Origin of the sequence: Ralstonia sp. RRA (assembly GCF_037023145.1) — a bacterium.
Classification (GTDB): Bacteria; Pseudomonadota; Gammaproteobacteria; order Burkholderiales; family Burkholderiaceae; genus Ralstonia.
This window is the reverse complement of the sequence record NZ_CP146091.1, coordinates 186702-211728: the sequence shown is the minus strand read 5'-3', so window position 1 is coordinate 211728 and position 25027 is coordinate 186702. Positions and strand designations below refer to the sequence as shown.

Here is a 25027-nt window from a genome sequence, read left to right as displayed (position 1 = left end):
GTCGTCTTCTGTGGGGCAGGCCCGTTCGTCATCTGGAACGTCGGGCGCGCCTTCCAGTATAGGAAGCACCGCGCCTCAGATGCGAGACAAGCAATGGCTGGCGCGCAACGCATAAAGCACTTTTGGTGCAGCACGGCCCTGGGGCGTTATACCCTAGACTGAAGACAAATCATGCAATACCGCTTACCGCTGGCTTCCGGAGGCTTGCCATGTTGTTTTCCGCCATCGCCGTCACGTCGAATCGACACCCGCACTGGCGTCTGCACCCGCGCGCGTCGGGCGTACTGCGCCGGCACCACTTGCTGATCGTTGCGATCGCTATCGTCATCGCCATCATTGCCCTGCTGCTACCGCGCACCGGGCACGCGGCAACAGCGGCGCCCGCAGCGTCCGCGGCCCACCCGCCAGTTGTTGCCACGGCGGGCAACTGCCCCGCCAGCCTGAACTTCCGGGTCAAGCGACTGCAGGACGATGCACCGCAAGACCTCTGCCAGTACGCGGGCCGCGTGGTGCTGGTGGTCAATACCGCCAGCTATTGTGGCTACACGTATCAGTACGAAGGGCTGGAAGCGCTCTATGCAAAGTACCGCGACAAGGGTCTGACGGTGCTCGGCTTTCCGTCCAACGATTTCGAGCAGGAACCCGGCAATAGCAAGCAGATCGCCGATTTTTGCTACAACACGTACGGTGTGAAATTCCCGATGTTCTCGAAGACGGCGGTGGTGGGGCCAGGGGCATCGCCGCTCTACACGTGGTTGACCGAGCAGACGAAGCAACCGCCCAAGTGGAACTTCCACAAGTACCTGCTGGACCGCAGCGGCCGCGTAGCGGCGGTGTATCCAAGCAAGGTCGAGCCGGGCGATCCGGCGCTCACCAAGCGCATCGATGCGCTATTGGCGGAACCCGCGCCGCATTGATGGATCAGGCCGCACGCATGGTGTCCGGCACGACGCCGTACAGGAACGCGGCCAGCTCATCGCGCCGCGCCTCAACGTCGCGCTCACCCAGGTCGATCAGTTCCTGCGTGTACTCCGGCTCGAACAACAGATAGCTGGCGAACGCCGCACCGCGTGCCTCAGTACCACCCAGTGGCTTGAGCAGCGCGCGCACCGTGCTCGGCAGGCGCTGCACGTGGCGCGAGGCAATCAGCTCGATGCGCTCGGACGGCGCCATCACCAGCACTTCGATCTTGCGCCAGCCGTCGCGCGCGTCGGAAATCTCGGGGTTGCGGCTGACCATTGCGTTGATGTGCTGCAATCGTTCGATGTCGGCGGACAGCCCATCGAGAAAGATGCTCGCTAGCGCCTGCCCGGCAATCTGCGCCAGTGACGGATAGCCGGAAGCCGGCACCGTGTCGTACCACCCCGGTTGCGCACGCGAGGCCGCCCCCACCACCAGAATGCGATTCGCGCCCAGGTGGATGGCCGGGCTCAGCGGCGACATCTGCCGCATCGTGCCGTCACCAAACCACTCGTCGTTGCCTTCAAGCTGCACCGGTTCCGCCGGAAAGATGAACGGGATGCTCGACGAGGCCAGCATGTGCGACACGCCAATCTGGTCGGCTACCGCAATCCGCTGCGAACGCCGCCACGGCAGTACCACGTGCGGCGACTGATAGAACGTGACATGGCGCCCCGTTGTGTACGACAACGCGGTGATGGCCAGTGCGCGCAACGCACCGGCATCGAACGCAGCCTGCACCTGCTGGCCGTCGTGCTGCGACGCCAGCAGTTCACGCAGCGGCGTGTTGTCGAACAGGGCACGCGGCGTATGGCCGGTCAGCCAGCCAAAAGCCAGCGCGGTCAGCCAGCGCGTACCGCTTGCGCCAACGCGGCCGACATCGGTGCGATAGACGCGGTCCGCATGGAGGTTCGCCCAGAGCTCTGTGAGTGCCTCCGTAGCCTGCGTGAAGTCCTGCGCGCCACGCGCCATGCCCAGGCTGTTGATGGCTCCGGCTGAGGTGCCGCAGATCACGTCGAACGGCGTACGCACCACGCTTGGTGCGTACTCGCGCGCCAGTCGCGCAATGCCGCGCAGCACGCCCACCTGATAGGCGGCACGGGCGCCGCCGCCCATCATCAACAGCGCGGTGCTATCGACCGACATCGATCAGGGCGTGTCGTTGGCCGGCTTGTGCGGCGCAGTCTTGGCCGACGCCTTCTTGGCCGCGGTCTTGGCGGGGGCCTTCTTGGCGGCAGCTTTCTTCGTAGCCGGCCCGGCAGACTTGCCCGCAGGCGCCTTGGCGGCCGGCTTGGATGTCGCCTTGGCCGCTGCACGCTTCGGCGCGGCCGGCGCGGTCTTTTCTTCGATGTCCTCTGGCGCCGAGTCGAGCCCCTCCGCACCCGGCGCGCCGCCAAACCCAGGGAAGCCGCCGGGGAAGCCCGGCATCAGGTTCTGCGGCATGGGCATGGCAGCCGCGGCGGAACTGGCGATCTGGTTGAACTGCTGCTGCAGCATGTTCCACCACGGTGACGGGTCCAGCGCGGCTGCGGCTGCGCGCGCTGCAGCGTGGGCCTGAGCTTGCGCCTGCGCAGCGGACTGCGCCCGAGCCTCGGCTTCGTCATCGTCGGCGTCTTCGGCTTCGATCTCGGCCTCGTCTTCGGGGGTGGGCTCGTCAGCTTCGGCCGCTTTGGTGGTGGCGGTATGTGGCCAGGCCGGCTTGGACTCTGCGGCAGGCTTGGCCTCGCTGCCTGACAGCCCGTCGAAGGTGGCTTTCATCGCATCGGGCGACAGCGCCGAGCCGAACGTTTGCAGTGCGACCAGCGTGGCACGCTGCACCTCCAGCCCCTGGATGGCGGTGCGCAGCAGGCTGGCATTCAGCTGCAGCCAGCTCTCCACGGCGCGCAGGTCGTGGATGCGCTTGTCGAGCTCCTCCAGGTCCATCGGCGGCGCCGCAAAGTTGGCCATGCTGGGCATTCCCGCACCGGCCATCCCCGCCAGGCCGCCGCCCCACAGCTTGCGCAGAAATTCAAAGCCGCCTTCAGCGAAGTTGGGCATCTGGGTGAACATGGTGTCTCCTACAGGATCGGTCTTGGATCGGGCGCCGCTCAGGCGCCGTCGAACGTGGGTGGGCGCTTCTGGCGCAGGCTCGCAAGGCCCTCGCGCACGTCGGGGCCGGCAAACCCCATGAATTCAAGCGCCAGCGAGGTATCAAAGCTCGGCCCCGCCAGACGCAGCCAGTTGTTGAGTGCGTACTTGGTCCAGCGGATGGCCGTCTGTGAACCGGCAGCCAAACGCTCGGCTATCTCGAATGCGCGGTTGACGAGGTCCGACTCGTTCACCGCCAGCGACACGAGGCCGATGCGCTCGGCTTCGTCGCCCGTCACGGATTCGCACAGCAGCAGGTAGTACTTGGCCTTGGCCATGCCGCACAACAGCGGCCAGACAATCGCGGCATGATCGCCCGCTGCCACGCCCAGACGCGTATGGCCGTCAACGATGCGCGCATCCTTGGCGGCAATCGAGATATCCGCCAGCAGTCCGGCCACCAGCCCCGCGCCCACAGCTGGGCCATGCATGGCGCTGACGATCGGCTTGTCGCAATTGATGAGGTTGTAGACGAGGTCGCGCGCTTCGTGCCAGACACGGGTGCGCACCTCAAAATCGTCGGCCATCTGCTCGACCAGGTGCAGGTCGCCGCCGGCCGAGAAGCCCTTGCCCTCGCCGCGAATGAGCGCCACGCGCACCGAGGGCTCGGCGGACACGTCGCGCCAGATCTCGGCCAGTTCGCGGTGCAAGCTGGCGTCAGCAGTGGACAGCTTGCGGTTGGCCGACTGCGCGGCACCCATCACGATCTCGAGGATGGGGCCATGCTGAACAAGCGTGAGCGCCTGGTAGCGGGCGAAGCGGGGAGCGAGCGAGGTCGTCATGATGGATCGGAATGTGAATCAAGCATAGCGGATGAGGCCGCGCCTGCAACGCCGGATGTGCGTCATGGTGACTTTGCCTCGTCAGCCAGACGCCATTCGCCACGACGTATCTGCGCCATCACCCGAGCGCGCTGGTCCAGGCCGACGTGGTCCTGCGGGCTCATATTGACGACGCCGGTACTGGTCGGCAGGTCACGCACATGTTCCAGCGCATCGCGCAGCGCTTCACGAAAGGCTGGCGTGCCCGGCTTGGCGCGCTTGAGTGCCACCGGCACGGCGCGTTGCAGTAGCAAGCCGATGTCGCCCGTGTAGGCGGCGAAGATCGACACGGTGCGTTTGCCGAACGCGGCCTCGTAGCGGCGGGTGAAGTCGAGCGCCTGCGCCTTGGCCGGATTGCTGTCGGGCAACTGTGTGGCGACCATCACCGGCCCGGTGGGCACGTAAGCGCCCTCGCACTCCTTGCCGCAGAGCTTCACGAACTCGTTGTTGGACACGCCGTGGTTGAAGTAGATCTTGCCGGTGTAGCCGCGTTCGGCCAGCGCGCGTGCCGGCAGCGCGGCGGGCGTGCCCGAGCCACCGATGACCACCGCATCCGGTTTGCTCGCCAGCAGGTGCAGTACCTGGGCGGTCACGCTGTTGTCGGTGGGCGAGAAGCGCTCGGTGTCGGTGATGCGGATGTGCTTGAGATCGGCAAAGCGTTGCACCTCGGTCAGGAACGCCTCGCCCAGTGCGTTGGAAAACCCGATATAGGCGATGGTCTTCACGCCATGCGCGGCGGCGTGCTCGGCAATGAGCGACGCCATGTGCGAATCCGAATGCGGTGTCTTGAAGATCCAGCGGCGCTGCGCATCCATCGGCTCGATCAGCCGGGCGGACGACGCCAGTGAGATCACCGGCGTCTTGCCTTCGGCCGCCACGTCGATCATTGCCAGCGTGTTGGGCGTGGTGGACGAGCCGACGATCAGGTCCACGTTGGACTCGGTCATCAGCTTGCGCGTGTTGGTGACGGCGCGCGTGGTGTCGGAGGCGTCGTCGAGCACGATCACCTCGACCTTCTCGCCTGCGATCTCGCGCGGCCACAGCGTGGTGGCGTTCTTCTCAGGAAACCCCAGCGATGCCTGCGGGCCCGTGGCGGACACCGTCACGCCGATGCGGATGTCCGCCAGCGCGGTGGAGGAAAGCAACGCCAAACCCACCACTACGCTTGCATGTCGCCAATTCGGTCGCTGCATCAGTCGCCGCATGGGTGTCTCCTCCCGTGGTTTTGGGAGAAAGCGTAGCGGTTTTGCGGCGATTTGGCGATGCGGGCGCGCCCGGGCATCCAGCGCCTGCTCAGGCGGCTGCGGTCTGCTCCGGCACGCGCTCGCCCAGTTGGCGCAGTGCGTCGCCATAGGCATCGGCATCCATTTCCGCGCTGGACTTGGCCAAGTAGTACGCCAACCCAAAGCGCGACGACGTGCGCGTGAAGAGTTGGTAGAAATCGCCCAGATCATGCAGGCGCGCGACCTTCTGCCACGGGATCACCGCCGTCTTGCCGGAAGGCCCCTGTACCGACAGCGCCAACGGCGACAGCTCCCACCGATGAAGCCCCTCTAGGCGCGCGACACTGCTCTGCACCGATCGCCGCGTGATGTTCGTGACAAAGGGATCGGTGACCCGGTCGAGCCGTGCCCTGAGCCACTGGGCGATGCGCAGAATGAAGCGGACCACCGCTGCGCCGCAGCGCCACCAGAGCACACCGTAGATGAGCGCGACCACCGCAAAGGGCAGTGGCGTTCCGGTAACGCTCCCGCGAGACGGCATCGTCAGCGCCACCAGCGCGGCCCCCGCAAGGGGAAAGACCAGCAGCATGAACGCCAGAAACCGCTGAAAAAACGCATCAATGCGCGCCTGCATGGCCACCTTCCTGGCGGCGATCCGCGCAATGCGCTTGGTGGTGATGCGGTCAGCCAGCGCCTGGCATTGCTCGGCGCTGATCCGAAAACGTAATTCCATGGCAGTGCCCTCGGCTCGGTTCGGCCGTGATTCTAGGGCCGCACCCGCCGAATGAGAATCTAGGCAGCCAGTGCCGTCAGCCCCGCGCGCGGCAGCGCATCCTGCACCAGCGCGCGCATCGATTCGAGCACGACGGGCTGCGGCATCAGACCAAAGTTATGCAGCGCCATGACGTGGTCGACGCCCATGTCGGACAGCCGCGCGAGCTTGTCAGCCACCGCATCCGGTGTGCCGAACAGGGACAACCCGCTCGCCAGCACATCGTCATACGTTTGCCGACGCGCGTAGAGCCGCGTCGCGACATACAGGTCGAACGGCGCCGCAGCAGCCTCGCGCACCGCAGCGTCCGTCGGGCCGACATGCGTGTGCAGCGCCACCGCCGCCATGCCGCGCGTGTCGTGGATGCCGGCTTCTGCCAAACCGCGCCGGTAGTCGTCCATCAGCAAGCGAATATCGTCGAAGCCATCCACCGAGGCATACGGCACGAACAGCATGCGCCGCCCCTGCCGGCCGATGTGATACGCCGCCTCGCGCCGCAGGATCGCCACGTGGATCGGCACCGTTGCCTGCACAGGCAGCACGTTCAGGCGCACGTCGCGCAGCGTGTGGAACTGGCCTTCGTGGTGCACGCGCTCGCCGGCGAGCAAACGTTGGACCAGCATCAGCGCCTCATCAAAGCGCTCGCGCTTGATGGCCGGGTCCACGTCGTAGCCCTCGAACTCGTGCTTCAGATACCCCGAGCCCACGCCCAGCGACAGCCGCCCGCCCGAGAGCGCGTCGACCATCGCGTAGTTCTCGGCCACGGTGGCCGGGTGGTGAAACGTGAGGATGGAGATGGCGGTGCCCAGCCTCAGCCGATGCGTCTGCGCGGCCAGGTGCGACAGGAAGACCGCTGGATTGGGTACGGCACCGTATTCGTGAAAGTGGTGCTCGGCCACCCAGAAGGTGTCGTAGCCCAGTGCCTCGGCGTGGCGCGCCTGGGCGATGACGTCTGCGTAGAGTTGCGGCAGACTGCGGTGCCGGTCCGGATAGTGGTCCTGCACGGAAAAGATCGACAGCTTCATGGCGTCTCCGGGGTTCTCGGTGTCTTTTCCAGCGCGCAGGGCCGCCGCGCCGGTTGTATCTTTTTGCGTAACGCGTATCTTATAAAGCGACACCCGAGACTTCAAGATGCTTCCTGAAGACACCCTACCGATTGGCGATTCCCCTGACGCGCTGCCCGCGGAAACGCTGGACGAAAATGCGCCCCCCGAGCGCACCAGCGCCGGTATCCAGTCCGCCGAAATCGCGCTGACGGTGCTGTCGGAGATGGCGCGCACGGGCGGCGCACACGCCGTCTCGGAACTGGGCCGCCAGCTGGGCATGCCGCGTGCCAAGGTGCATCGCTATCTGGTGTCGTTGGAGCGCATGGGCTTTGTCGAGCAGGACCCGGCCTCGGCACGCTACCGGCTGGGCGCGCAGGCATTGCAGGTGGGGCTGTCGGCGCTATCCGACGTGGACTTCGTGCGCGAGGGCAGCAACATGCTGCCCAAGCTGGCCGAGCGGCTGAACGAGAGCGTGTTCCTGTCGGTCTGGACCGAGCGCGGCCCGGTGATCGTGCGCTGGGAAGACGGCGGCCGGCCGGTGACGGTCAACGTGCGCGTGGGCTCGGCCATGCCGCTGCTGAACTCGGCGACGGGTCAGGCGTGCGCGGCCTGGATGCCCGAAATCCAGATCGTTTCGCTCATCGACCGCGAGCTGCGGGGCCCCGGCGCCGGCAAGGCGGGCCTGACGGATTGGCTGAACTGCCGCGCACGCTGGCAGACGGTGCGGCACGAGGGCGTGGCGCGCATCGCCGGCACGCTCATCAACGGCATCGATTCGGTGGCCGTACCGGTGCTGGATGCCCAAGGCAAGCTGGCGGGGGCCATCACGGCGTTGGGGTTGTCCAGCGTGTTCGATGCCACCCTGGAGGGGCCGGCCTCACGGCTATTGCGCGAGGCCGGACGGGCGCTGTCGCTGCGCCTGGGCTACCACGGTCAGGCCATGACAGCCGGTGCTGCGCAACCCAAGCGCGGGCGCCGTGCAAAGGCCGCACCTGAATCCGCGTAGCGCCCAGAACCTGTTCACGATCCGTAGCGAGCGGCACGAGGTTGGCCTGGGAAGCACAGCCGTACATGGGTACGGCGAGCATCGCAAGATCAAGATCGGGACGCGCAGCAGGATCGTGAGCAGGTTCTCAGCTTTGCGTGCCGGGCGCGACCACTTCCTGGTCGATCGCCCCGAAAATCGACACGCCGTTGGCGTCGAACATCTCGATCTTCACCGTGTCGCCATAGCGCATGAACTCGGTCGCGGGCGCGCCGGATTCGATGGTCTCCAGCATACGTTTTTCGGCAATGCAGGCGTACCCCTTGCTGCGGTCCACGTTAGAAATCGTGCCCGATCCGACGATGCTACCCGCGCACACGTTGCGTGTCTTGCAGATATGCGCGATCAGCTGGCCAAAGTCGAACACCATGTCGGTGCCGCACTCGGGCTGGCCCACCTTCTTGTTGTTCCAGCGCACCGTCATCGGCAGGTGCACGCGGCGCTCGCGCCAGGCATCGCCCAGCTCGTCGGGCGTCACGGCCACGGGCGAGAACGCGGTCGCCGGCTTGCTCTGGAAGAAGCCAAACCCCTTGGCGAGTTCCGCCGGAATCAGGTTGCGCAGTGACACATCGTTGGCCAGCACGATCAGGCGGATGCCTTCGGCGGCGGCGGCGGGCTCGGTGCCCATCGGCACATCGCCGGTGATGACGGCCACCTCGGCCTCGAAGTCGATGCCGAACGCCTCGCTGCGGCAGACGATGGGGTCATGCGCGCCAGCCAGGTCATCGGAGCCGCCCTGGTACATCAGCGGATCGGTCCAGAACTCGGGGGGCATCTCAGCGCCGCGCGCCTTGCGCACCAGTTCCACGTGGTTCACATAGGCCGAGCCGTCCGCCCACTGGTAGGCGCGCGGCAGCGGCGCCATGCAGTTGGCCGCGTTGAACGCAAACGGATGCCGGGCACGGCCAGTGTTGAGCTGCTCGTACAGTTCCTGCAGTTGCGGTGCATAGAAGACCCAATCGTCGAGCACGCGTTGCAGCGTTCCGGCGATGTGCGTGGCGTAGTGTGCGGTCTTCAGGTCGCGCGAGACCACGGCCAGTTGGCCGTCGCGCGAGCCATCCTTGAGGGTGGCGAGTTTCATGGGCGTCGTGTGCAGAGAAAGGCTGCGCGGATGGTACACCTTGCATCGGCTAAACTGGGCCGAACCGATCCACCGCACCTGCCCCATGTCCACGCTGCCCACCGACGCTGATCTCGACCTGGAGACCGATGTTGACGGCGACATCGCGTCCGACCTCATGTCCGACGAGTTGCCTGCGCGCTCGGGCATCCAGTCCATCGAGGTTGGCTTCCGGCTACTGGACGTGCTCACGCACACCAATGGTCCGATGATGCTGCGCGACCTCGCGCGCGCCGCGCCGATGAACCCGGCCAAGGCCCACCGCTACCTGGTGAGCTTCGCGCGGCTCGGACTGGTCACGCAAACACCCGAGGGCCGCTACGACCTCGGGCCCTTTGCGCTGGAAATGGGCCTGGTGAGCCTGAACCGGCAAGACCCGATGCGCCGCGCCCGCCCCGCTGCTGCCGCGCTGCGCGACGAAATCGATCACACCATCGGCCTGGCCGTGTGGGGCAACCTGGGCCCGGTCATCGTGCACTGGGAAGAGGCCAGCCACCCCGTCACGGTCAGCCTGCGCCTGGGCGATGTGATGCCGATGCTCAACTCGGCCACCGGCCGCGTGTTCGGCGCCTACCTGCCACGCGCGCAGACGCTGCCCTTCATCCAGCGCGAACTGGAACGCGCCGCCGCCAGGCATGACAACAGCGCGGACGACAACCCCGAACTGCCGCGCACGCTCGACGCCTACGACACCCTGTGCGCGGACGTGCGCACGCATGGCGCCTCGCGCATCCACGGCGGTGTGCTGCCGGGTATCAACGCGATGTCGCTGCCGGTGTTCGACGCCAACGGCCAGTTGTGCCTCGTACTGATCGCCCTGGGCGCGCAGAGCACCTTCGACACCACGTGGAGCAGCCCGCTGGAGCGGCGCTTGCGGCAGGCCGCACAACAGCTTTCCGCCGACCTTGGATACGTCGCCCCCCTTGCCTCGCAGTCCTGAAGACCAAACAGCCATGCGCGCACGCCGCTGGCGCCGCTGGGGGCTGATCGCACTGGCCGTACTGGTCGCACACGGCATTGCCGTCGTGTGGATTGCACGCAGCCACCCGATGGCGTGGCCGCCGGAGCCGGAACAGATCATTCCGACCTTGCTGCTGCAGCCGGAACCCGTCAAGCCGCCAGCACCACCCGCCGCCAAGGCGCAGCCGAAACCCTTGCCGCCCAAGCCGCGCTCGGCACCGCCGCAGCCTGCCCCGGCAGCAGTGCCGGCCCCCGAAGATGCTGACATCCCGACGGGGGCCGCCGCAGGCGCCTCTGCCGACACCGGCATGGTCCGCGACCTGAGTGGCGAGGGTGGACAAGGCAGCGCGCCGGCCGCACCCGAAGCGCGCTTCTCGCCGCCGCCCTCGACCACGCTGCATTACGCCACCTATGTCAACGGTGTGCGCAATGAGGATGGTGTGATCCGCTGGACCACAGACGGCAAAACTTACACGCTGTCGGTCGAAATTCCGCTGCCGCTGTTCTTCGGGTCGCTGGCCTTCCGCAGCAATGGCGTCATCGATACGTATGGCCTGACCCCAACACGCTATGAAGAAGTGCGCGGGCGCCGACAACCCGACGTGACGACCTTCCACTACACCGAGGCGGCGTCGGCGTCCGGTGTGTCGGGCGCCCCCACCATCACATTCACACGTACGCCCAACGTGCTGCCGCTGCCGGTGGGCACGCAGGATCGCTTCAGCGTGTTTCTGCAACTGACGGGACTGGCACGCGGCAACCCCGAGCGCTTCATCAGCCCGGGCCTGACGCTGGAAATCCCCATCGCCGATACCGACAGCGTGGAAGTTGCGCGCGTGCAGCATGTGGGCGAAGACACCATTGACACGCCGGGGGGCACGATCCGTGCACAGCACTTCGTACGGCTGCCGCGTCGTGAGGGCGATCAGCGGCGCGTCGAGATCTGGCTGTCTGCCGAGCGCGGCTGGCTGCCCGTGCGCCTGCGCCAGACCGAGCCCAGTGGCATGCAGTTCGAGCTCGTCTATCAATCCCAGGAAGGAGGCCAACCATGAGCGCCAATACCATCCCCGGTTCAGGCACCGTGCACGCCAACGGCATCGACATCTACTACCGCATCGACGGTGTCGATGGCCCCTGGGTCATGCTTGCGCACGCGCTGGGCGTCGACCACCAACTGTGGGACGGCATCGCCCAGCACCTTGCCGCGCGCCACCGCGTGCTGCGCTACGACGCACGCGGGCACGGCAAGACCACGGCGCCGCATGGCGCCTACACGCTGTTCCAGATGGCCGACGATGCGGCTGGCCTGCTTGATGCACTGGCGATTCCGCAGGTGCATTTCATCGGCCTGTCGATGGGCGGGATGGTGGCCCAAATCATGGGCGTACGGCATCCACAGCGGCTGCTCTCACTCACGCTATGTGACACCGTGTGTGTCACGCCAGTGACGGCGCATGCGATGTGGGACGAACGCATCGGCCAGGTCGAGGCGCACGGCATGGCTGGCATCGTCGAACCCACGCTGCAACGCTGGCTGACCACACCCTATCGTGAAGCGCATCCCGACGTGGCCGAGCGCATCCGCGCCCTACTGCGTGCCACGCCGCCGCACGGCTACGTTGGCGCATGCCTCGCCATCAAGGCACTCGACACGCGGGGCGGGCTCGCTCGCATTGCCTGCCCCACACTTGTCATGACGGGCGAGGAAGACGCCGGCGCCCCAGTGGAAGTCGCACGCGAGATAGCCTCGCGCATTCCCAACGCGCGCTTGAAAGTGATGCCGCGCGCAGCTCATCTCGCCCCCATCGAACAGGACGAGGCCTTCCTCACCGATCTGGATGAATTCCTCGGGCATGCGGGATGCGGCAGTCAGTGTGAAACGCCCTGACGGATGTTTGCCCTGCCGGTAGTTGCAGGCGCCACGCACACCGCCCGTCGTCTACCCGCCGAATGGCGGACGACGGCTTGCGCCTTTCGATGCAGACATGGAAAGGTCTTGTTACGCGATAACAACGTCCGTCACACATTCCGCCTCGCGTTCGCGAACTTTCTGACCCATGCTTAAGCCCAAGGAGTAGATGGGGCAAGACACGATCTGGAACGCGGGAAATGATCGGCCCTTGAAGTCAGGATCGCGAGCCCCATCTACCCGGTGCAGCAGTAGAGCAGTCCCCACAACAGCAAGACGATTGACGCCTCGGAGGTGCACCATGCAAATGATCTACAACAGCGACAACTACTGTGTTGTCGAGTTCGGTGTAGACGGCCAACACGCCATGCTTGCCGCAGGCGGCTACGAAATCGTCGACAAGAACCTCAAACGTGAAATCTTCCTCGGCGGCGAGCTTGCCGAGCATTTCCGCGAGGATGTGAAACGCCTGATCGCCAGTGAACCAACCGCAGAAGAAGTCGACGACTTTCTCGGCAAGTTCGACTCGGTGATGACGCAACCGGTGACAATGCACTAAACAGCGTGCATCGGGGCGGCGGCGAGGTTATCCAACTGCGCTAACCGCGCCCGCCCAACGAACAAGAAAAACGCCCGGAGCTTGGTGCCGCCGGGCGTTTTTTCATGTGTCAAACAACTATCGCACTGATAGCGTCAGGCTAAATGCGGCTTAGCACTGCTCCCACGGCATGCCTGCGTGGCGCCAGCCATTGAGCGTGTTGCGATGGCGCGTGCCATCCAGATCGCCCTCAAACCCGTGACGAACGACACGGACATCGCGGAACCCCGCGTCCTCCAGCGCATGCGCCGCTGCCGACGAGCGATTGCCGCTGCGGCAGATCAGCACGATCGGGCGATCGGTACCGTGTCCGGAAAGCTTGCGCACGGTCGGCACGAACTCCGGATTCACCTCCCAGTGCGGACCGTCGTTCCACGACACATGGTGCGAGCCGACCGGATGGCCGACAAACAGGTGTTCCATTTCGCTGCGACAGTCGATGAACAGCGCTGCGGGCGTGCGTTGCAGAAAGGCGTGGGCGTCGGTGGGATCGAGCAGTTGCATGGCGGCTATCAGGGTAGAGCTTATGGCGTGATGTGGATTATAGGAGCCCGATTGCCCACAACGGCGGCAAGTCATTGATGCGACTGGTAAAATTCGCCTTTGGCCGCAAATTTTGAATATCTGACCGGCCGCTGCACCTCGGAGTCCTTCATGACCGCGCCCCTGCCCTACACCCGTGCCGCCAACCTGCCCGCGCTGCTGCGCGAGCGCATCCTGATCCTGGACGGCGCAATGGGCACCATGATCCAGCGCTACAAGCTGACCGAGGCGCAATATCGCGGCGAGCGGTTCGCCGATCACCCGATCGACGTCAAGGGCAACAACGAGCTGCTGCTGCTCACGCGGCCGGAAGTCATCCGCGAGATTCACGAGCAGTATCTGGCCGCCGGCGCCGACCTGATCGAAACCAACACCTTCGGCGCGACGACCATCGCGCAGGAAGACTACAAGATGGCGGACCTGGCCTACGAGATGAACGTGGTGGCCGCCCGCATCGCACGCGAAGCCTGCGACAAGTACAGCACGCCCGAGCGCCCGCGCTTCGTGGCCGGCGCCTTCGGCCCGACGCCCAAGACGGCCAGCATCTCGCCTGACGTGAACGACCCGGGCGCGCGCAACGTCAGCTTCGATCAACTGCGCGACGCGTACTACGAACAGGGCAAGGCGCTGCTCGAAGGTGGCGCGGATGTGTTCCTGGTCGAGACCATCTTCGACACGCTCAATGCCAAGGCGGCGCTGTTCGCCATCGACCAGCTCTTTGAGGACACCGGCGAGCGCGTGCCCGTGATGATCTCCGGCACCGTCACCGACGCCTCCGGCCGTATTCTCTCGGGCCAGACCGTCGAGGCGTTCTGGAACAGCCTGCGCCACGCCAAGCCGATTACCTTCGGCCTGAACTGCGCGCTGGGCGCCGCGCTGATGCGCCCGTACATCGCCGAGCTGGCGAAGATTTGCGACACCGCCGTGTCTTGCTACCCGAACGCCGGCCTGCCCAACCCGATGAGCGACACGGGCTTTGACGAAACACCCGACGTCACCTCCAGCCTGGTCGACGAATTTGCGGCCGCCGGCCTGGTGAACTTGGTGGGCGGCTGCTGCGGCACCACGCCCGAGCACATCAAAGCGATTGCCGACCGCGTGGCCAATCGCAAGCCGCGCGGCTGGCCGGGCCAGTACAAGGACGCCGCCTGAGCCCGAGCCGATACGCCATCGCCCGCCTGCCCCTTATTTGCTTCAGAAGAACATGACCGACCATCCCATGCGCCTCTCCGGCCTCGAACCGTTCAACATCGGTGAGAGCACGCTGTTCGTCAACGTCGGCGAGCGCACCAACGTCACCGGGTCCAAGGCGTTCGCGCGCATGATCCTGAACAGCCAGTTCGACGAGGCGCTGGCCGTGGCGCGCCAGCAGGTCGAGAACGGTGCGCAGGTCATCGACATCAACATGGACGAGGCGATGCTCGATTCCAAGGCGGCGATGGTTCGCTTCCTGAATCTGATCGCCTCCGAGCCCGACATTGCGCGCGTGCCAATCATGATCGACTCATCCAAGTGGGACGTGATCGAGGCGGGTCTGAAGTGCGTGCAGGGCAAGGCGATCGTGAACTCGATCTCGCTCAAGGAAGGCGAGGAACAGTTCGCGCACCACGCCAAGCTCATCAAGCGCTACGGCGCGGCTGCGGTGGTGATGGCGTTTGACGAGCAAGGCCAAGCCGACACGTTCCAGCGCAAGACCGAGATCTGCAAGCGCAGCTACGACTTCCTGGTGAACCAGGTCGGTTTTGCGCCGGAAGACATCATCTTCGATCCGAACATCTTTGCGGTCGCCACCGGCATCGAAGAGCACAACAACTACGCGGTCGACTTCATCGAAGCCACGCGCTGGATCAAGCAGAACCTGCCGTACGCGAAAGTGAGCGGCGGCGTGTCGAACGTGTCGTTCTCGTTCCGCGGCAACGAGATGGTGCGCGAGGCGATCCACACCGTGTTCCTGTACTACGCGATTCAGGCTGGCATGGACATGGGCATCGTCAACGCGGGTCAGCTCGGCGTGTACGAAAACCTCGACGCCGAGCTGCGCGACCGCGTGGAAGACGTGGTGCTCAATCGCCGCCCGGATGCGACCGACCGCCTGCTGGAAATCGCCGACCGCTACAAGGGCGGCGGCACCAAGCGCGAAGAGAATCTCGCCTGGCGCCAAGAGCCGGTGGAAAAGCGCCTGGCTCACGCCCTCGTGCACGGCATCAACGACTACGTGGTCGAAGACACGGAAGAAGTCCGTCAGAAGATTTTTGCGGCCGGCGGCCGCCCGATCCAGGTGATCGAAGGCCCGCTGATGGACGGCATGAACATCGTGGGCGACCTGTTCGGCGCCGGGAAGATGTTCCTGCCGCAGGTGGTGAAGTCCGCCCGCGTGATGAAGCAGGCGGTAGCCCACCTGATTCCGTTCATCGAAGAAGAGAAGCGCCAGATTGCCGCGGCCGGCGGCGACGTGCGCTCGCGCGGCAAGATCGTCATCGCCACGGTCAAGGGCGATGTGCACGACATCGGCAAGAACATCGTCACGGTCGTGCTCCAGTGCAACAACTTCGAAGTCGTGAACATGGGCGTGATGGTCCCGTGCAACGACATCCTGGCGAAGGCGAAGGTGGAAGGCGCGGACATCATCGGCCTGTCGGGCCTGATCACGCCATCGCTCGAAGAGATGGCCTACGTGGCCTCGGAAATGCAGCGCGATGACTACTTCCGTGTGAAGAAGATCCCGCTGCTGATCGGCGGCGCAACGACGAGCCGCGTGCACACCGCCGTGAAGATCGCGCCGAATTACGAGGGCCCGGTGGTGTACGTGCCAGACGCCTCGCGCTCGGTGAGCGTGGCGTCGAGCCTGCTGTCGGACGAAGGCGCCGCGCGCTACGTCGAAGAACTGCATGCGGATTACGACCGCATCCGCACCCAGCACGCCAACAAGAAAGCCCAGCCGATGGTGTCGCTGGCCGCCGCACGCGCCAACAAGACCAAAATCGACTGGTCCAACTACACGCCGCCCAAGCCGAAGTTCATCGGCCGCCGCGTGTTCAAGAACTACGACTTGAACGAGCTCGCGCAGTACATCGACTGGGGCCCGTTCTTCCAGACGTGGGACCTGGCCGGCAAATTCCCCGACATCCTCAACGACGAGATCGTGGGCGAATCGGCCCGCAAGGTGTTCTCGGACGGCAAGAGCATGCTCGCGCGCCTGATCGCCGGGCGCTGGCTCACGGCCAACGGCGTGATCGCGCTGCTGCCCGCCAACACCGTCAACGACGACGACATCGAGATCTACACCGACGAATCGCGCTCGGAAGTCGCGCTCACCTGGCGCAACATCCGCCAGCAGAGCGAGCGCCCGATCATCGACGGCGTGATGCGCCCGAACCGCTGCCTGGCGGATTTCATCGCACCCAAGAGCACCGGCATTGCCGACTACATCGGCCTGTTTGCCGTCACCGGCGGGATAGGGGTCCAGAAGCGTGAAGCCGCTTTTGAAGCCGACCACGACGACTACAGCGCGATCATGCTCAAGGCGTTGGCCGACCGCTTTGCCGAAGCCTTTGCCGAATGCCTGCACGCCCGCGTGCGCCGCGACCTGTGGGGCTACGCACCGGACGAAACGCTCGACAACGACGCGCTCATCCGCGAGGAATACAAGGGCATCCGCCCCGCGCCCGGCTACCCAGCCTGCCCGGAGCACACGGTCAAGCGCGACATGTTCCGCGTGCTCGACGCGCAAGAGATCGGCATGGACCTGACCGAAGCGCTGGCCATGACGCCGGCCGCCTCCGTGTCGGGCTTCTATCTGTCGCACCCGGACAGCACGTACTTCACGCTGGGCAAGATCGGCCAGGATCAGGTGGACGATATGGTCGCCCGCAGCGGAGAAGACCGCGCGTTTGTGGAGCGAGCCCTCGCGCCGAATCTCTAATCTGTGACAAGACGTTTAGAACATGGCGGATCATTCGCCATGTCTTACGACTGTGAAGCCTTGCCGGCGTTGGCTTTGCCGGCATTTCAAGAGGGGGGATGCTTTCATTACAAAGGCTTACACCCCCTAACAGTCGTAACCGGAAGGGCTCCATACACTGAACCCATTCACTCAACACACACACAGAGTGATGCCGCGACGAATCCCTCGCGTGGCCGTTCAGAGAACATAAGGAGTCTCTCCATGAACAAGCTGCTGATCTCCCTGTCCGCCATCGCTATCGCTGCTGCCTCGGCTTACGCCAACGCACAAACTCCGTCGGCCAACGCAGGCGCTGCACTGCAAACCAACGGCACGGCCGCAGTCGCCCCGGCACCCGCCCAAGCGAATGTCGGCACAGGCCTGAAGGTCGACGCCGGCGCCAAGCTCGACACCGATGCGGCCAAGCACCAACTGACCACCAAGGCCGAACACGGCGCCAAGGCTGCACACGAGCACAAGGCCAAGGCTGAAGCCGGCGTGGACAAGACTGCAGACAAGGTCGGCGAATCGGTCGGCAAGGCTGAAAAGTCGGCCCACAAGACGGTGAAGGCTGCCAAGGCAGACGCTACCGGCAGCACCAGCGTTGACGCCAGCGTGAACGCCGGCGCGGCAGCGCAGAGCAAGTAAGCCAGCCAGACGTGCGCCGGGCTCCAAACCCGGCGTCAGTCCACAGTGGCCATCACGGGGCGGATACCACCGCCCCGTTTTCTTTTTTCTGGGCGCCCCCTGCATGTTGTGACTCGAGCACACTCGCAGGCACCAATGGAAGCCCAGAGAAAATCACCGGAACCGGCAAGGCGAATCGAACACGCGGGCGACTCCGGTTTCACGCTACAGTCCGATACAATTGCTGTCGTATCGAACCAACAAGCGCAGCGCGCACACCGGCATCCTGCCGGGCGTGCCGTCCACGAGGAGCAGCATGATTCGCGTCCTGATTGCGGACGACCATGAAATCGTCCGCGCCGGCCTTCGGCAGTTTTTGTCTGAAGAGCGGGACATCGAAGTTGCAGGGGAAGCAGCGAGCGGGGAAGAGGTGATGGAGCAACTCCGCACCGGCGCCTTCGACGTGGTCGTGCTCGACATCTCCATGCCCGACCGCAACGGCATCGATACGCTCAAGCTGGCGCGCCAACGCCATCCGGATCTGCCCGTGCTGATCCTGTCCACCTTTCCGGAAGACCAGTACGCGATCAACCTGATCCGCGCCGGTGCCTCGGGCTATCTGACTAAGGAAAGTGCGCCGGATGAGCTCGTCAAGGCTATCCGCACCGTGTCGCAGGGCCGCCGCTATGTGAGCCCGACCGTCGCCGAACTACTGATCGGCGGTCTGGAAAAGCCGACCGACCAGCCCCTGCACCAGACGCTGTCCAAGCGCGAATTCCAGATCTTCTGCAAGCTCGCGCGCGGGCAATCGGTGTCGATCATCGCGGAAGAGCTGTTTTTGAGCGTCAAGACGGTCAGTACCTACCGCACCCGCATCCTGGAAAAGATGGGCATGAAATCCAATGCCGATCTGACCTATTACGCCATCAAGAACGGCCTGGTGGAGTGACGCTTCACCGGGTGGAAAACCAAGGCAAAACGGCCCGGCCAAAACGCTAACCGGCCGGAAACCCTGTTGGCATGTAGGACAACGCCTGATACCACCCAGGCGGCCCGCTGGCTACCATCAACCCATGCTGGATCAAGCTGTCACCCTCTCCGCCCGTGGATTGCGCGTCCTCCTCATCGAGGACTCCCCCGTGCTTCGCGGCATGGTGCTGGAGTACCTCAAGGCATCCGCCTTCGTAGCGGTTGTCGAATGGGCCGACACGGAAGATTTGGCGCTGCACCAACTGGCGCAAGGCCACTACGACGTCGTGATCGTCGATCTGCAATTGCGCCAGGGGAATGGTTTCAAGGTTCTCCAAACGTTGCGCGATCAAGCATCGCCCAGCGTGCGCATCGTCTACACCAATCACGCGCAGGTACCGACCTATCGGCAGCGCTGCTTTGAAGCCGGCGCCAACTACTTCTTCGACAAGTCGCTCGAACTCGACAAGGTGTTCGAGGTGATCGAAGAACGTGCCGGCGTGGCACGCCCCCGTCAGCAGACCGTGCACCATCCGCACGCCTGAGATCTGCCTGCCTGCGGCCGCCATGCTGCGAAACCGAACATTGCCCACATTGCTTTCGACCCCCACAAGGAGCGTTTCATGAAGACCCTGTGTGCCGCAATTGCGTTGACGTGCATCTTCCTGGCCGGCTGCAACACCATGGCGGGTGCCGGCAAAGACATCCAGAATGGTGGTCAGAAGCTGGAAAATGCGGCTGACAACGCCAAGCAGAAGATGTAAGCGCCACGTTGTAAGACGCGCATGAAAAAAGCCCCTTAACTTGGTTAAGGGGCTTTTGCTTTTCTACTTTTCAGACCAGCGCGCCGCCCTCGCCCGAGCCCGGCGCCACACTACCGGGCAGTGTGTGCGGACCAGCAGGCCCGCTGTCGCTAACGCCCTCGCGATAGAACACCGCGTCAGTGGGGGGCAACTCAGCAATGATGGTCACCCCACCGCCGGGCGTGGAATCGATGGTCAACGTGCCGCCCAGCGCAATGGCGCGCTGCTCCATGCCCAGCAGGCCGTGATGGCCCACCATGCGACGGCGTTCGATATCGGCCGGGAAGCCACGGCCGTTGTCGCGCACGCGCAGGCGCACGCCCTCTTCGCTGGCATCGAGCGCCACGGACACCGTCGTCGCATGCGCATACTTCGAGGCGTTGGTCAGCGACTCCTGCACGATGCGATACAGCGCGATCGCCGCATCGTCGGTGAGCTTGGGCATCTCATCAGGCAGGCTGACCTCGGTATGCCAGCCGTTGCGCACGCCAACGTCCTCGGTCAGCTGCGAGAGCGCTTCAACCAAACCCAGGTTGAGCAGGATGGTCGGGCGCAGGTCTTCAATCAGGCGACGTTTGATCTGGATGCCCTGGTCCACATGCGACATCACACGCGTAATTTTTTCACCAACAGCCGGCTCGATGGACGTGATGCGTGAGCGCAGCCAGTGCAAGTCCATCTTGGTGGCAGTGAGGATGGCCCCCAGCTCGTCGTGCAGCTCGCGCGCAAGGCGCGTCTTCTCGTCTTCGGTCACGCGTTGCAAGTGGGCGGCCAAGTCAGACAGCTGACGCGTGCGTTCGCGCACCATACGGTCGAGCTTCTGGCTTTCCTCTTCGAGCAGGTCACGCTCCTGCTCGGTGGCGGCGAGGCGCTTGGCGTGCTGCATGCCCAACGTCACCAGCAAGATGATGTTGACCGCGGTGATGAGCGCGATGCCGTAGCGCGAGAGCGCCAGATCGCGCTCGGCGTGCTCCAGGCTGCGGGCCACGGTGCCGATCTCGCGCTGGCGCAGCCGGTCCAGGCCCTGCCGCACGGCTTCCATCGAAGCCTTGCCGAAATCGGTGCGGACGAGGTCGAGCGCCACCTCCAAGTCACGCTTGCCGTAAATCAGCGTGAGTTCCATCTCAGTGAGCTTGCGGCTGACCTGCAGCGCGGTCTCCGAGAACAGCTTGAGCGCTTCCGGATCGTTGGCGTAGTGATCGCGGATCTCCGCCATCAATGCGTGGATATGCGGAATCGCCTTGTTGTACGGATCGAGGTATTCGTCCTTGCCCGTGAGCAGGAAGCCGCGCTGCCCGGCCTCTGCGTTGACGAGTTCGGCAAGCAGTTCGTTGATGGCGGTTTCTGCCTGCTGAGACTGAATCACCTGCCGATACCCCTGGCTCAGGCGGATGTTGCCCGTCTCCGAGGCAATCAGCACGCCCAGCGTCAGCAGAATGCCGCCGGCGAGCAGCAGGGTGGAGCGCAAGGATGACCGCATGGCATGCAGACCCATGTGAACGCATGAAACGCATCCGGCCGCCCGACGCGGCGCACGTTGCGTGTGTTTTTTATGGCAATACCCATGATACCCCGTGGGCGAGCCTGGCGACACCTAGGACGCACCCGCGCAGGCACGCGGTGTGCTTAGGAGTACGCCAACAGGGAGCCTAGTCCTGGCGCAATGCAGCACAAGACACATCCTCCCTGCGATACACCGCATTCCTACCCCCTATCCGGAGGCAACAACATGCTGAAGTGGGCACTCATCTTCGCCATCGTTTCCGTGGTGGCCGGCGTACTGGGTTTTACCGGCATTGCCGCGGGCGCGGCGAGCATCGCCAAGATCCTGTTCTTCATCTTTGTCGTGCTGTTCGTGCTGTTCCTGGTGCTTGGCGTCACGATCTTCAAGGCGGTTGATTAGCACCGGCTGCGCAGACGAGAAGGCACGGCCCATGTCTTGCTAACTCACATGGCAGAGGGCCCGCCTTTTCATGATTCGCTGGGGCCGAAATCGCAATTGACCAACTGCGCCGCCGGTATGTGCTTGCCGCAGCGCCACGACGAGGAGCTTCGCCATGTCTCTCTTTGCCAGCCAACGCATTCGCAATCGGATCGATGACATCGACGACCGTGCACACCGCGCCATGCGCAGCGCCGGTGACGCCGTGGACAATGCCCGCCACGCCGCACGCCCCGCCGTGGACGACGTACAAAGCCTGTTGCGCTCTCTCGAAAGCGCCATCTACACCCTGACCGATGAGGGCAGCGCGGAAGCCCGCCGGGCCAGTCGCACGCTGCGTGCGCGCGCTGACCAGCTGCGCCGGGCTGCCAACGACCGTGCTCACCAGGCGCGTGACCGCATGGATTGGGCGCTGGGCCGCACGGAAGACACCATCACTTCAGCGCCGTTCAAGTCAGTGGGCGTGGCCGTGGCGATTGGCGCGGCGATCGGCCTGGTCGTGGCCCTGGCCGGCGGCAACCGGCGCGAGCCCAGCGAGTAACCCCAACCCCGGCCCGCACTCCCCCAACTCTGCAGGAGCCCTCACATGAGTTCGACGCTTGTCGCTGCCCCGGAAAGCAGCTTCCTCACCGATATCAAGACCTTGCGCGAACGTGCCCGCCAGCACATCCAGGAAGGCGCGGTGACCGAAGATTACAAAGCCGATCGAGAGACGGTGTTGCGGCTGCTGAATGAGGCGCTGGCCACGGAGTTGGTCTGCGTGCTGCGCTACCGGCGCCATCACTTCATGGCCCGCGGCATCAACGCCGAGCCCATCGCCGCCGAGTTTCTGGTGCACGCCAATGAAGAGCAGCAGCACGCAGACAGCATCGCCGCCCGCATCGTACAGTTGGGCGGCGAGCCCAACTTCAGCCCTGAAGGGTTAGCCACGCGCAGCCATTCGGAGTACGTAGAAGCCGATGGCTTGGTCGAAATGGTCAAGGAGAACCTGGTGGCCGAACGCATCGCGATCGACAGCTACCTGGAGATGGTCCGCTATATCGGCGACCGAGACCCCACCACGCGGCGCGTGCTGGAAGCCATTCTGGCCGTGGAAGAAGAGCATGCGGACGAGCTGTCCGACATGCTGCACGACCAGTAACAGCAAGACGCAAGACGGGAGAAGACCCAGCAAACAGGCGCGCTCGCCCCTTCCCTTCCCCCGCTGCCGGCCCCCATGGCCGGATGCCCGGACCAACCCGTTTGGCGGCCGGGCATTTTTTTGAGCGTTGCTCAGACGCCCCACATCACGGGCGTCTGCTCGACCTGCGATTCCTCCAGCATGTGCAGCAGCGGGTACGCGCGTTGACCGAGGTGCGGCGGCTCTTCCTCGCCGTCTTCGTCATCCTTGGCGGTCAGTTCGGCCACATGGATATGCGCCTGATGCGTATCGTCCTTGATGGCGCGCTTGAGGCGGTCGATGGCGTGGGGCATCTCTTCGGGCGTAATGACGCCGCGCTCGCCCAGCGTCTTGCCGATCACGCCCAGCAGCACCATGGCGAGGTCCTTCTGCATGGAGAACTTTTGCGAAGCGTGCGAAGTAAAGGTGATCATGATGTTGAGGTTTCCTCGGTTGGGTCGGTTTTGGGAGCCGAAGGTTGCCACGGCGGAGGGCGGATACGCCTGAGACTGCGGCTCACCTGATAAAATTTCGTACTTTTCCCCGAACAACGCAACTGGCGGCGCCGGAACTGGATTTCAACCGGTTTCAGCACTGCCGGCGTCATGGTTTCTTTATGCTGCCCTCCCACAAACAGACGATCGCCCAATTGCTGTCCGACGCCGTCGGCTCCCTGCTGCCCGAAGGCCAGGCCCGACCGGAGATCGTCCTGGAGCGCCCCAAGCAAGCCGCGCACGGCGACATCGCCTGTAACGTGGCGCTGCAACTGGCCAAGCCGCTGGGCAAGAACCCGCGCGAACTCGCCGGCAGCATTGCCGACGCCATCCGCGCCGATGCGCGCGGCCAGCGCCTGGTTTCCGCCGTGGAAATCGCCGGCCCAGGCTTCATCAACCTGCGCCTGTCGGCCGCCGCGCGTGCCGACGTGATTGCCGCCGTGTTTGCCGAGGGCGACCGGTTTGGTGCCGCCAACACGCATGACGGCGCGCCGGTGCTGGTGGAATTCGTCTCGGCCAACCCGACCGGCCCGCTGCACGTCGGCCACGGCCGCCAGGCCGCGCTGGGCGATGCGCTGGCCAGCCTGCTCGACTGGCAGGGCCACACCGTCCACCGCGAGTTCTACTACAACGACGCCGGCGTCCAGATCCAGAACCTGGCCGTCTCCGTGCAAGCCCGCGCGCGCGGCTTCAAGCCGGGCGACGCCAACTGGCCCGAAGCCGCCTACAACGGCGACTACATCGCCGACATCGCCGCCGATTACCTGGCCGGCAAGACCGTACGCGCCTCCGATGGCGAGCCTGTGACGGGCGCCGGCGATGTGGAAGACATCGAAGCCATCCGCCGCTTTGCCGTCACGTACCTGCGCAACGAGCAGGACATCGACTTGCAAGCCTTCGGCGTGAAGTTCGATCGCTACTACCTGGAATCGTCGCTCTACACCGAGGGCAAGGTGCAGCAGACGGTGGACGCACTCGTCGCCGCCGGCAAGACGTACGAGCAGGAAGGCGCGCTGTGGCTGCGCACGACCGATGACGGCGACGACAAGGACCGCGTCATGCGCAAGTCCGACGGCGCCTACACCTACTTCGTGCCCGACGTGGCCTACCACACCACCAAGTGGGGCCGCGGCTTCACGCAGGTCATCAACGTGCAGGGCAGCGACCACCACGGCACCATCGCCCGCGTGCGCGCCGGCCTGCAGGGCCTGAACATCGGCATCCCCAAGGGTTACCCCGACTACGTCCTGCACAAGATGGTCACCGTGATGAAGGACGGCGCGGAGGTGAAGATCTCCAAGCGCGCCGGTTCGTACGTGACCGTGCGCGACCTGATCGAATGGTCCAACGGCGATGCCGAATCCGGCGTCGACACCATCCGCGCCTGCGTGGAAGCCGGTGAGCCGAACTGGCCGTCGCACTTCACGCGCGGCCGCGACGCCGTGCGCTTCTTCCTGCTGTCGCGCAAGGCCGATACCGAGTTCGTGTTCGACGTGGATTTGGCGCTGAAGCAGAACGACGAGAACCCGGTGTACTACGTGCAGTACGCCCACGCGCGCATCTGCTCGGTGTTCGAGCGCGCCGGCGTTGATGCCGCCTCGCTCACCAGCGCCGACCTGGCCGCAGTGACGGGCCCGGACGTCAGCCCCCAGGCAACCGCCCTGGTGCAGCGCCTTGCGGCCTTCCCCGACATGCTGACCGATGCCGCGCGCGAGCTGGCCCCGCATGCCGTGGCCTTCTACCTGCGCGACCTGGCGGGCGACTTCCACGCGTTCTACAACGCTGACCGCGTGCTGGTCGACGACGAGACCGTCAAGCGCGCGCGCCTCGCACTGCTGGCCGCCACGCGCCAGGTGCTGCGCAACGGGCTGGCAGTGATTGGCGTCTCCGCGCCTCAAAAGATGTAAAGCCCGCAGCGACGACCGCAGTGACGACACACGGCGCTCTTATAATCGGGCGCTTCTAG

26 protein-coding genes are annotated in these 25027 nt (G+C 64.9%); 16 read left to right on the top strand and 10 right to left on the bottom strand.

Annotated elements, in window-relative coordinates; genetic code table 11:
- The first annotated feature begins 209 nt into the window (after window positions 1-209).
- Window positions 210-917: a glutathione peroxidase gene (locus V6657_RS01025; protein ID WP_048933296.1), complete on the top strand. Its 708-nt coding sequence runs from the start codon at window positions 210-212 to the stop codon at window positions 915-917.
- A gap of 4 nt (window positions 918-921) precedes the next feature.
- On the opposite strand, the gene V6657_RS01020 is transcribed toward V6657_RS01025, so the two are convergent.
- The 6 genes from V6657_RS01020 to V6657_RS00995 all read right to left on the bottom strand — a co-directional run bounded on the left by V6657_RS01020 (window position 922) and on the right by V6657_RS00995 (window position 6928).
- Complete coding sequence (locus V6657_RS01020) at window positions 922-2106, bottom strand: patatin-like phospholipase family protein (protein ID WP_048933295.1); 1185 nt, start codon at window positions 2104-2106, stop codon at window positions 922-924.
- Window positions 2107-2109: 3 nt separating this feature from the next.
- Window positions 2110-3009 (bottom strand): PhaM family polyhydroxyalkanoate granule multifunctional regulatory protein, encoded by a 900-nt coding sequence (locus V6657_RS01015; RefSeq protein ID WP_048933294.1) that lies wholly within the window; start codon window positions 3007-3009, stop codon window positions 2110-2112.
- 38 nt (window positions 3010-3047) lie between these two features.
- Window positions 3048-3869, bottom strand: coding sequence for an enoyl-CoA hydratase/isomerase family protein (locus V6657_RS01010; protein ID WP_048933293.1), 822 nt, complete (start codon window positions 3867-3869; stop codon window positions 3048-3050).
- A gap of 62 nt (window positions 3870-3931) precedes the next feature.
- Entirely contained in the window at window positions 3932-5101 is a 1170-nt protein-coding gene (locus V6657_RS01005; protein ID WP_048933351.1) for an ABC transporter substrate-binding protein, read from the bottom strand.
- A gap of 100 nt (window positions 5102-5201) precedes the next feature.
- Window positions 5202-5864: a hypothetical protein gene (locus V6657_RS01000; RefSeq protein WP_048933292.1), complete on the bottom strand. Its 663-nt coding sequence runs from the start codon at window positions 5862-5864 to the stop codon at window positions 5202-5204.
- A gap of 59 nt (window positions 5865-5923) precedes the next feature.
- The gene (locus tag V6657_RS00995; protein ID WP_048933291.1) at window positions 5924-6928 is read right to left on the bottom strand and encodes an LLM class flavin-dependent oxidoreductase; all 1005 of its coding nucleotides are present in this window, start codon (window positions 6926-6928) and stop codon (window positions 5924-5926) included.
- Window positions 6929-7034: 106 nt separating this feature from the next.
- Here V6657_RS00995 and V6657_RS00990 point away from each other — a divergent pair, with 106 nt between their 5' ends.
- The gene (locus V6657_RS00990) at window positions 7035-7955 is read left to right on the top strand and encodes an IclR family transcriptional regulator (protein ID WP_048933290.1); all 921 of its coding nucleotides are present in this window, start codon (window positions 7035-7037) and stop codon (window positions 7953-7955) included.
- A gap of 127 nt (window positions 7956-8082) precedes the next feature.
- Here the strand turns inward: V6657_RS00990 and V6657_RS00985 are convergent, their stop codons facing one another.
- The gene (locus V6657_RS00985) at window positions 8083-9075 is read right to left on the bottom strand and encodes a fumarylacetoacetate hydrolase family protein (RefSeq protein WP_048933350.1); all 993 of its coding nucleotides are present in this window, start codon (window positions 9073-9075) and stop codon (window positions 8083-8085) included.
- A gap of 85 nt (window positions 9076-9160) precedes the next feature.
- Between V6657_RS00985 and V6657_RS00980 the strand changes: the two genes are divergently transcribed.
- The 4 genes from V6657_RS00980 (at window position 9161) to V6657_RS00965 (ending at window position 12542) form a co-directional block, all read left to right on the top strand.
- Window positions 9161-10054: an IclR family transcriptional regulator gene (locus tag V6657_RS00980; RefSeq protein WP_048933289.1), complete on the top strand. Its 894-nt coding sequence runs from the start codon at window positions 9161-9163 to the stop codon at window positions 10052-10054.
- A 13-nt stretch (window positions 10055-10067) separates the two neighbouring features.
- On the top strand, window positions 10068-11126 hold the full coding sequence (locus tag V6657_RS00975) for a DUF3108 domain-containing protein (protein WP_048933288.1): 1059 nt from the start codon (window positions 10068-10070) through the stop codon (window positions 11124-11126).
- Window positions 11123-11962: an alpha/beta fold hydrolase gene (locus V6657_RS00970; protein WP_048933287.1), complete on the top strand. Its 840-nt coding sequence runs from the start codon at window positions 11123-11125 to the stop codon at window positions 11960-11962. The genes V6657_RS00975 and V6657_RS00970 overlap by 4 nt, the downstream gene beginning before the upstream one ends.
- A 322-nt stretch (window positions 11963-12284) precedes the next feature.
- On the top strand, window positions 12285-12542 hold the full coding sequence (locus V6657_RS00965; protein ID WP_021196257.1) for a DUF3567 domain-containing protein: 258 nt from the start codon (window positions 12285-12287) through the stop codon (window positions 12540-12542).
- A gap of 150 nt (window positions 12543-12692) precedes the next feature.
- Here the strand turns inward: V6657_RS00965 and V6657_RS00960 are convergent, their stop codons facing one another.
- A complete protein-coding gene (locus tag V6657_RS00960) occupies window positions 12693-13085 on the bottom strand; it encodes a rhodanese-like domain-containing protein (RefSeq protein ID WP_048933286.1) in 393 nt (130 codons plus the stop codon).
- Window positions 13086-13235: 150 nt separating this feature from the next.
- Here V6657_RS00960 and V6657_RS00955 point away from each other — a divergent pair, with 150 nt between their 5' ends.
- The 6 genes from V6657_RS00955 (at window position 13236) to V6657_RS00930 (ending at window position 19427) form a co-directional block, all read left to right on the top strand.
- Entirely contained in the window at window positions 13236-14276 is a 1041-nt protein-coding gene (locus tag V6657_RS00955; protein WP_048933349.1) for a homocysteine S-methyltransferase family protein, read from the top strand.
- A 52-nt stretch (window positions 14277-14328) separates the two neighbouring features.
- Window positions 14329-17046 carry a methionine synthase gene (gene metH / locus V6657_RS00950; RefSeq protein ID WP_048933285.1) on the top strand — a complete coding sequence of 906 codons (2718 nt, stop codon included), beginning with the start codon at window positions 14329-14331 and terminating at the stop codon, window positions 17044-17046.
- Between the two features lie 243 nt (window positions 17047-17289).
- A complete protein-coding gene (locus V6657_RS00945) occupies window positions 17290-17715 on the top strand; it encodes a hypothetical protein (protein WP_048933284.1) in 426 nt (141 codons plus the stop codon).
- 295 nt (window positions 17716-18010) lie between these two features.
- The gene (locus V6657_RS00940) at window positions 18011-18643 is read left to right on the top strand and encodes a response regulator transcription factor (RefSeq protein WP_009277190.1); all 633 of its coding nucleotides are present in this window, start codon (window positions 18011-18013) and stop codon (window positions 18641-18643) included.
- Between the two features lie 124 nt (window positions 18644-18767).
- Window positions 18768-19208, top strand: coding sequence for a response regulator (locus V6657_RS00935; RefSeq protein ID WP_048933283.1), 441 nt, complete (start codon window positions 18768-18770; stop codon window positions 19206-19208).
- A gap of 78 nt (window positions 19209-19286) precedes the next feature.
- Window positions 19287-19427 (top strand): entericidin A/B family lipoprotein, encoded by a 141-nt coding sequence (locus V6657_RS00930; RefSeq protein WP_048933282.1) that lies wholly within the window; start codon window positions 19287-19289, stop codon window positions 19425-19427.
- A 70-nt stretch (window positions 19428-19497) separates the two neighbouring features.
- Here the strand turns inward: V6657_RS00930 and V6657_RS00925 are convergent, their stop codons facing one another.
- Window positions 19498-20946, bottom strand: coding sequence for a CHASE3 domain-containing protein (locus V6657_RS00925; RefSeq protein ID WP_048933348.1), 1449 nt, complete (start codon window positions 20944-20946; stop codon window positions 19498-19500).
- Window positions 20947-21195: 249 nt separating this feature from the next.
- On the opposite strand from V6657_RS00925, the gene V6657_RS00920 reads away from it, so the two are divergent.
- From V6657_RS00920 to V6657_RS00910, 3 genes are all read left to right on the top strand, one after another.
- Window positions 21196-21369 carry a DUF1328 family protein gene (locus V6657_RS00920; RefSeq protein WP_021196248.1) on the top strand — a complete coding sequence of 58 codons (174 nt, stop codon included), beginning with the start codon at window positions 21196-21198 and terminating at the stop codon, window positions 21367-21369.
- 154 nt (window positions 21370-21523) lie between these two features.
- Window positions 21524-21949 carry a DUF883 family protein gene (locus V6657_RS00915; RefSeq protein ID WP_048933281.1) on the top strand — a complete coding sequence of 142 codons (426 nt, stop codon included), beginning with the start codon at window positions 21524-21526 and terminating at the stop codon, window positions 21947-21949.
- Window positions 21950-21994: 45 nt separating this feature from the next.
- The gene (locus V6657_RS00910; RefSeq protein WP_048933280.1) at window positions 21995-22549 is read left to right on the top strand and encodes a ferritin-like domain-containing protein; all 555 of its coding nucleotides are present in this window, start codon (window positions 21995-21997) and stop codon (window positions 22547-22549) included.
- Window positions 22550-22680: 131 nt separating this feature from the next.
- On the opposite strand, the gene V6657_RS00905 is transcribed toward V6657_RS00910, so the two are convergent.
- Window positions 22681-23001 (bottom strand): DUF1840 domain-containing protein, encoded by a 321-nt coding sequence (locus tag V6657_RS00905; protein ID WP_048933279.1) that lies wholly within the window; start codon window positions 22999-23001, stop codon window positions 22681-22683.
- Window positions 23002-23183: 182 nt separating this feature from the next.
- On the opposite strand from V6657_RS00905, the gene argS reads away from it, so the two are divergent.
- Window positions 23184-24968, top strand: coding sequence for an arginine--tRNA ligase (gene argS, locus V6657_RS00900; RefSeq protein WP_048933278.1), 1785 nt, complete (start codon window positions 23184-23186; stop codon window positions 24966-24968).
- Window positions 24969-25027 lie beyond the last annotated feature (59 nt).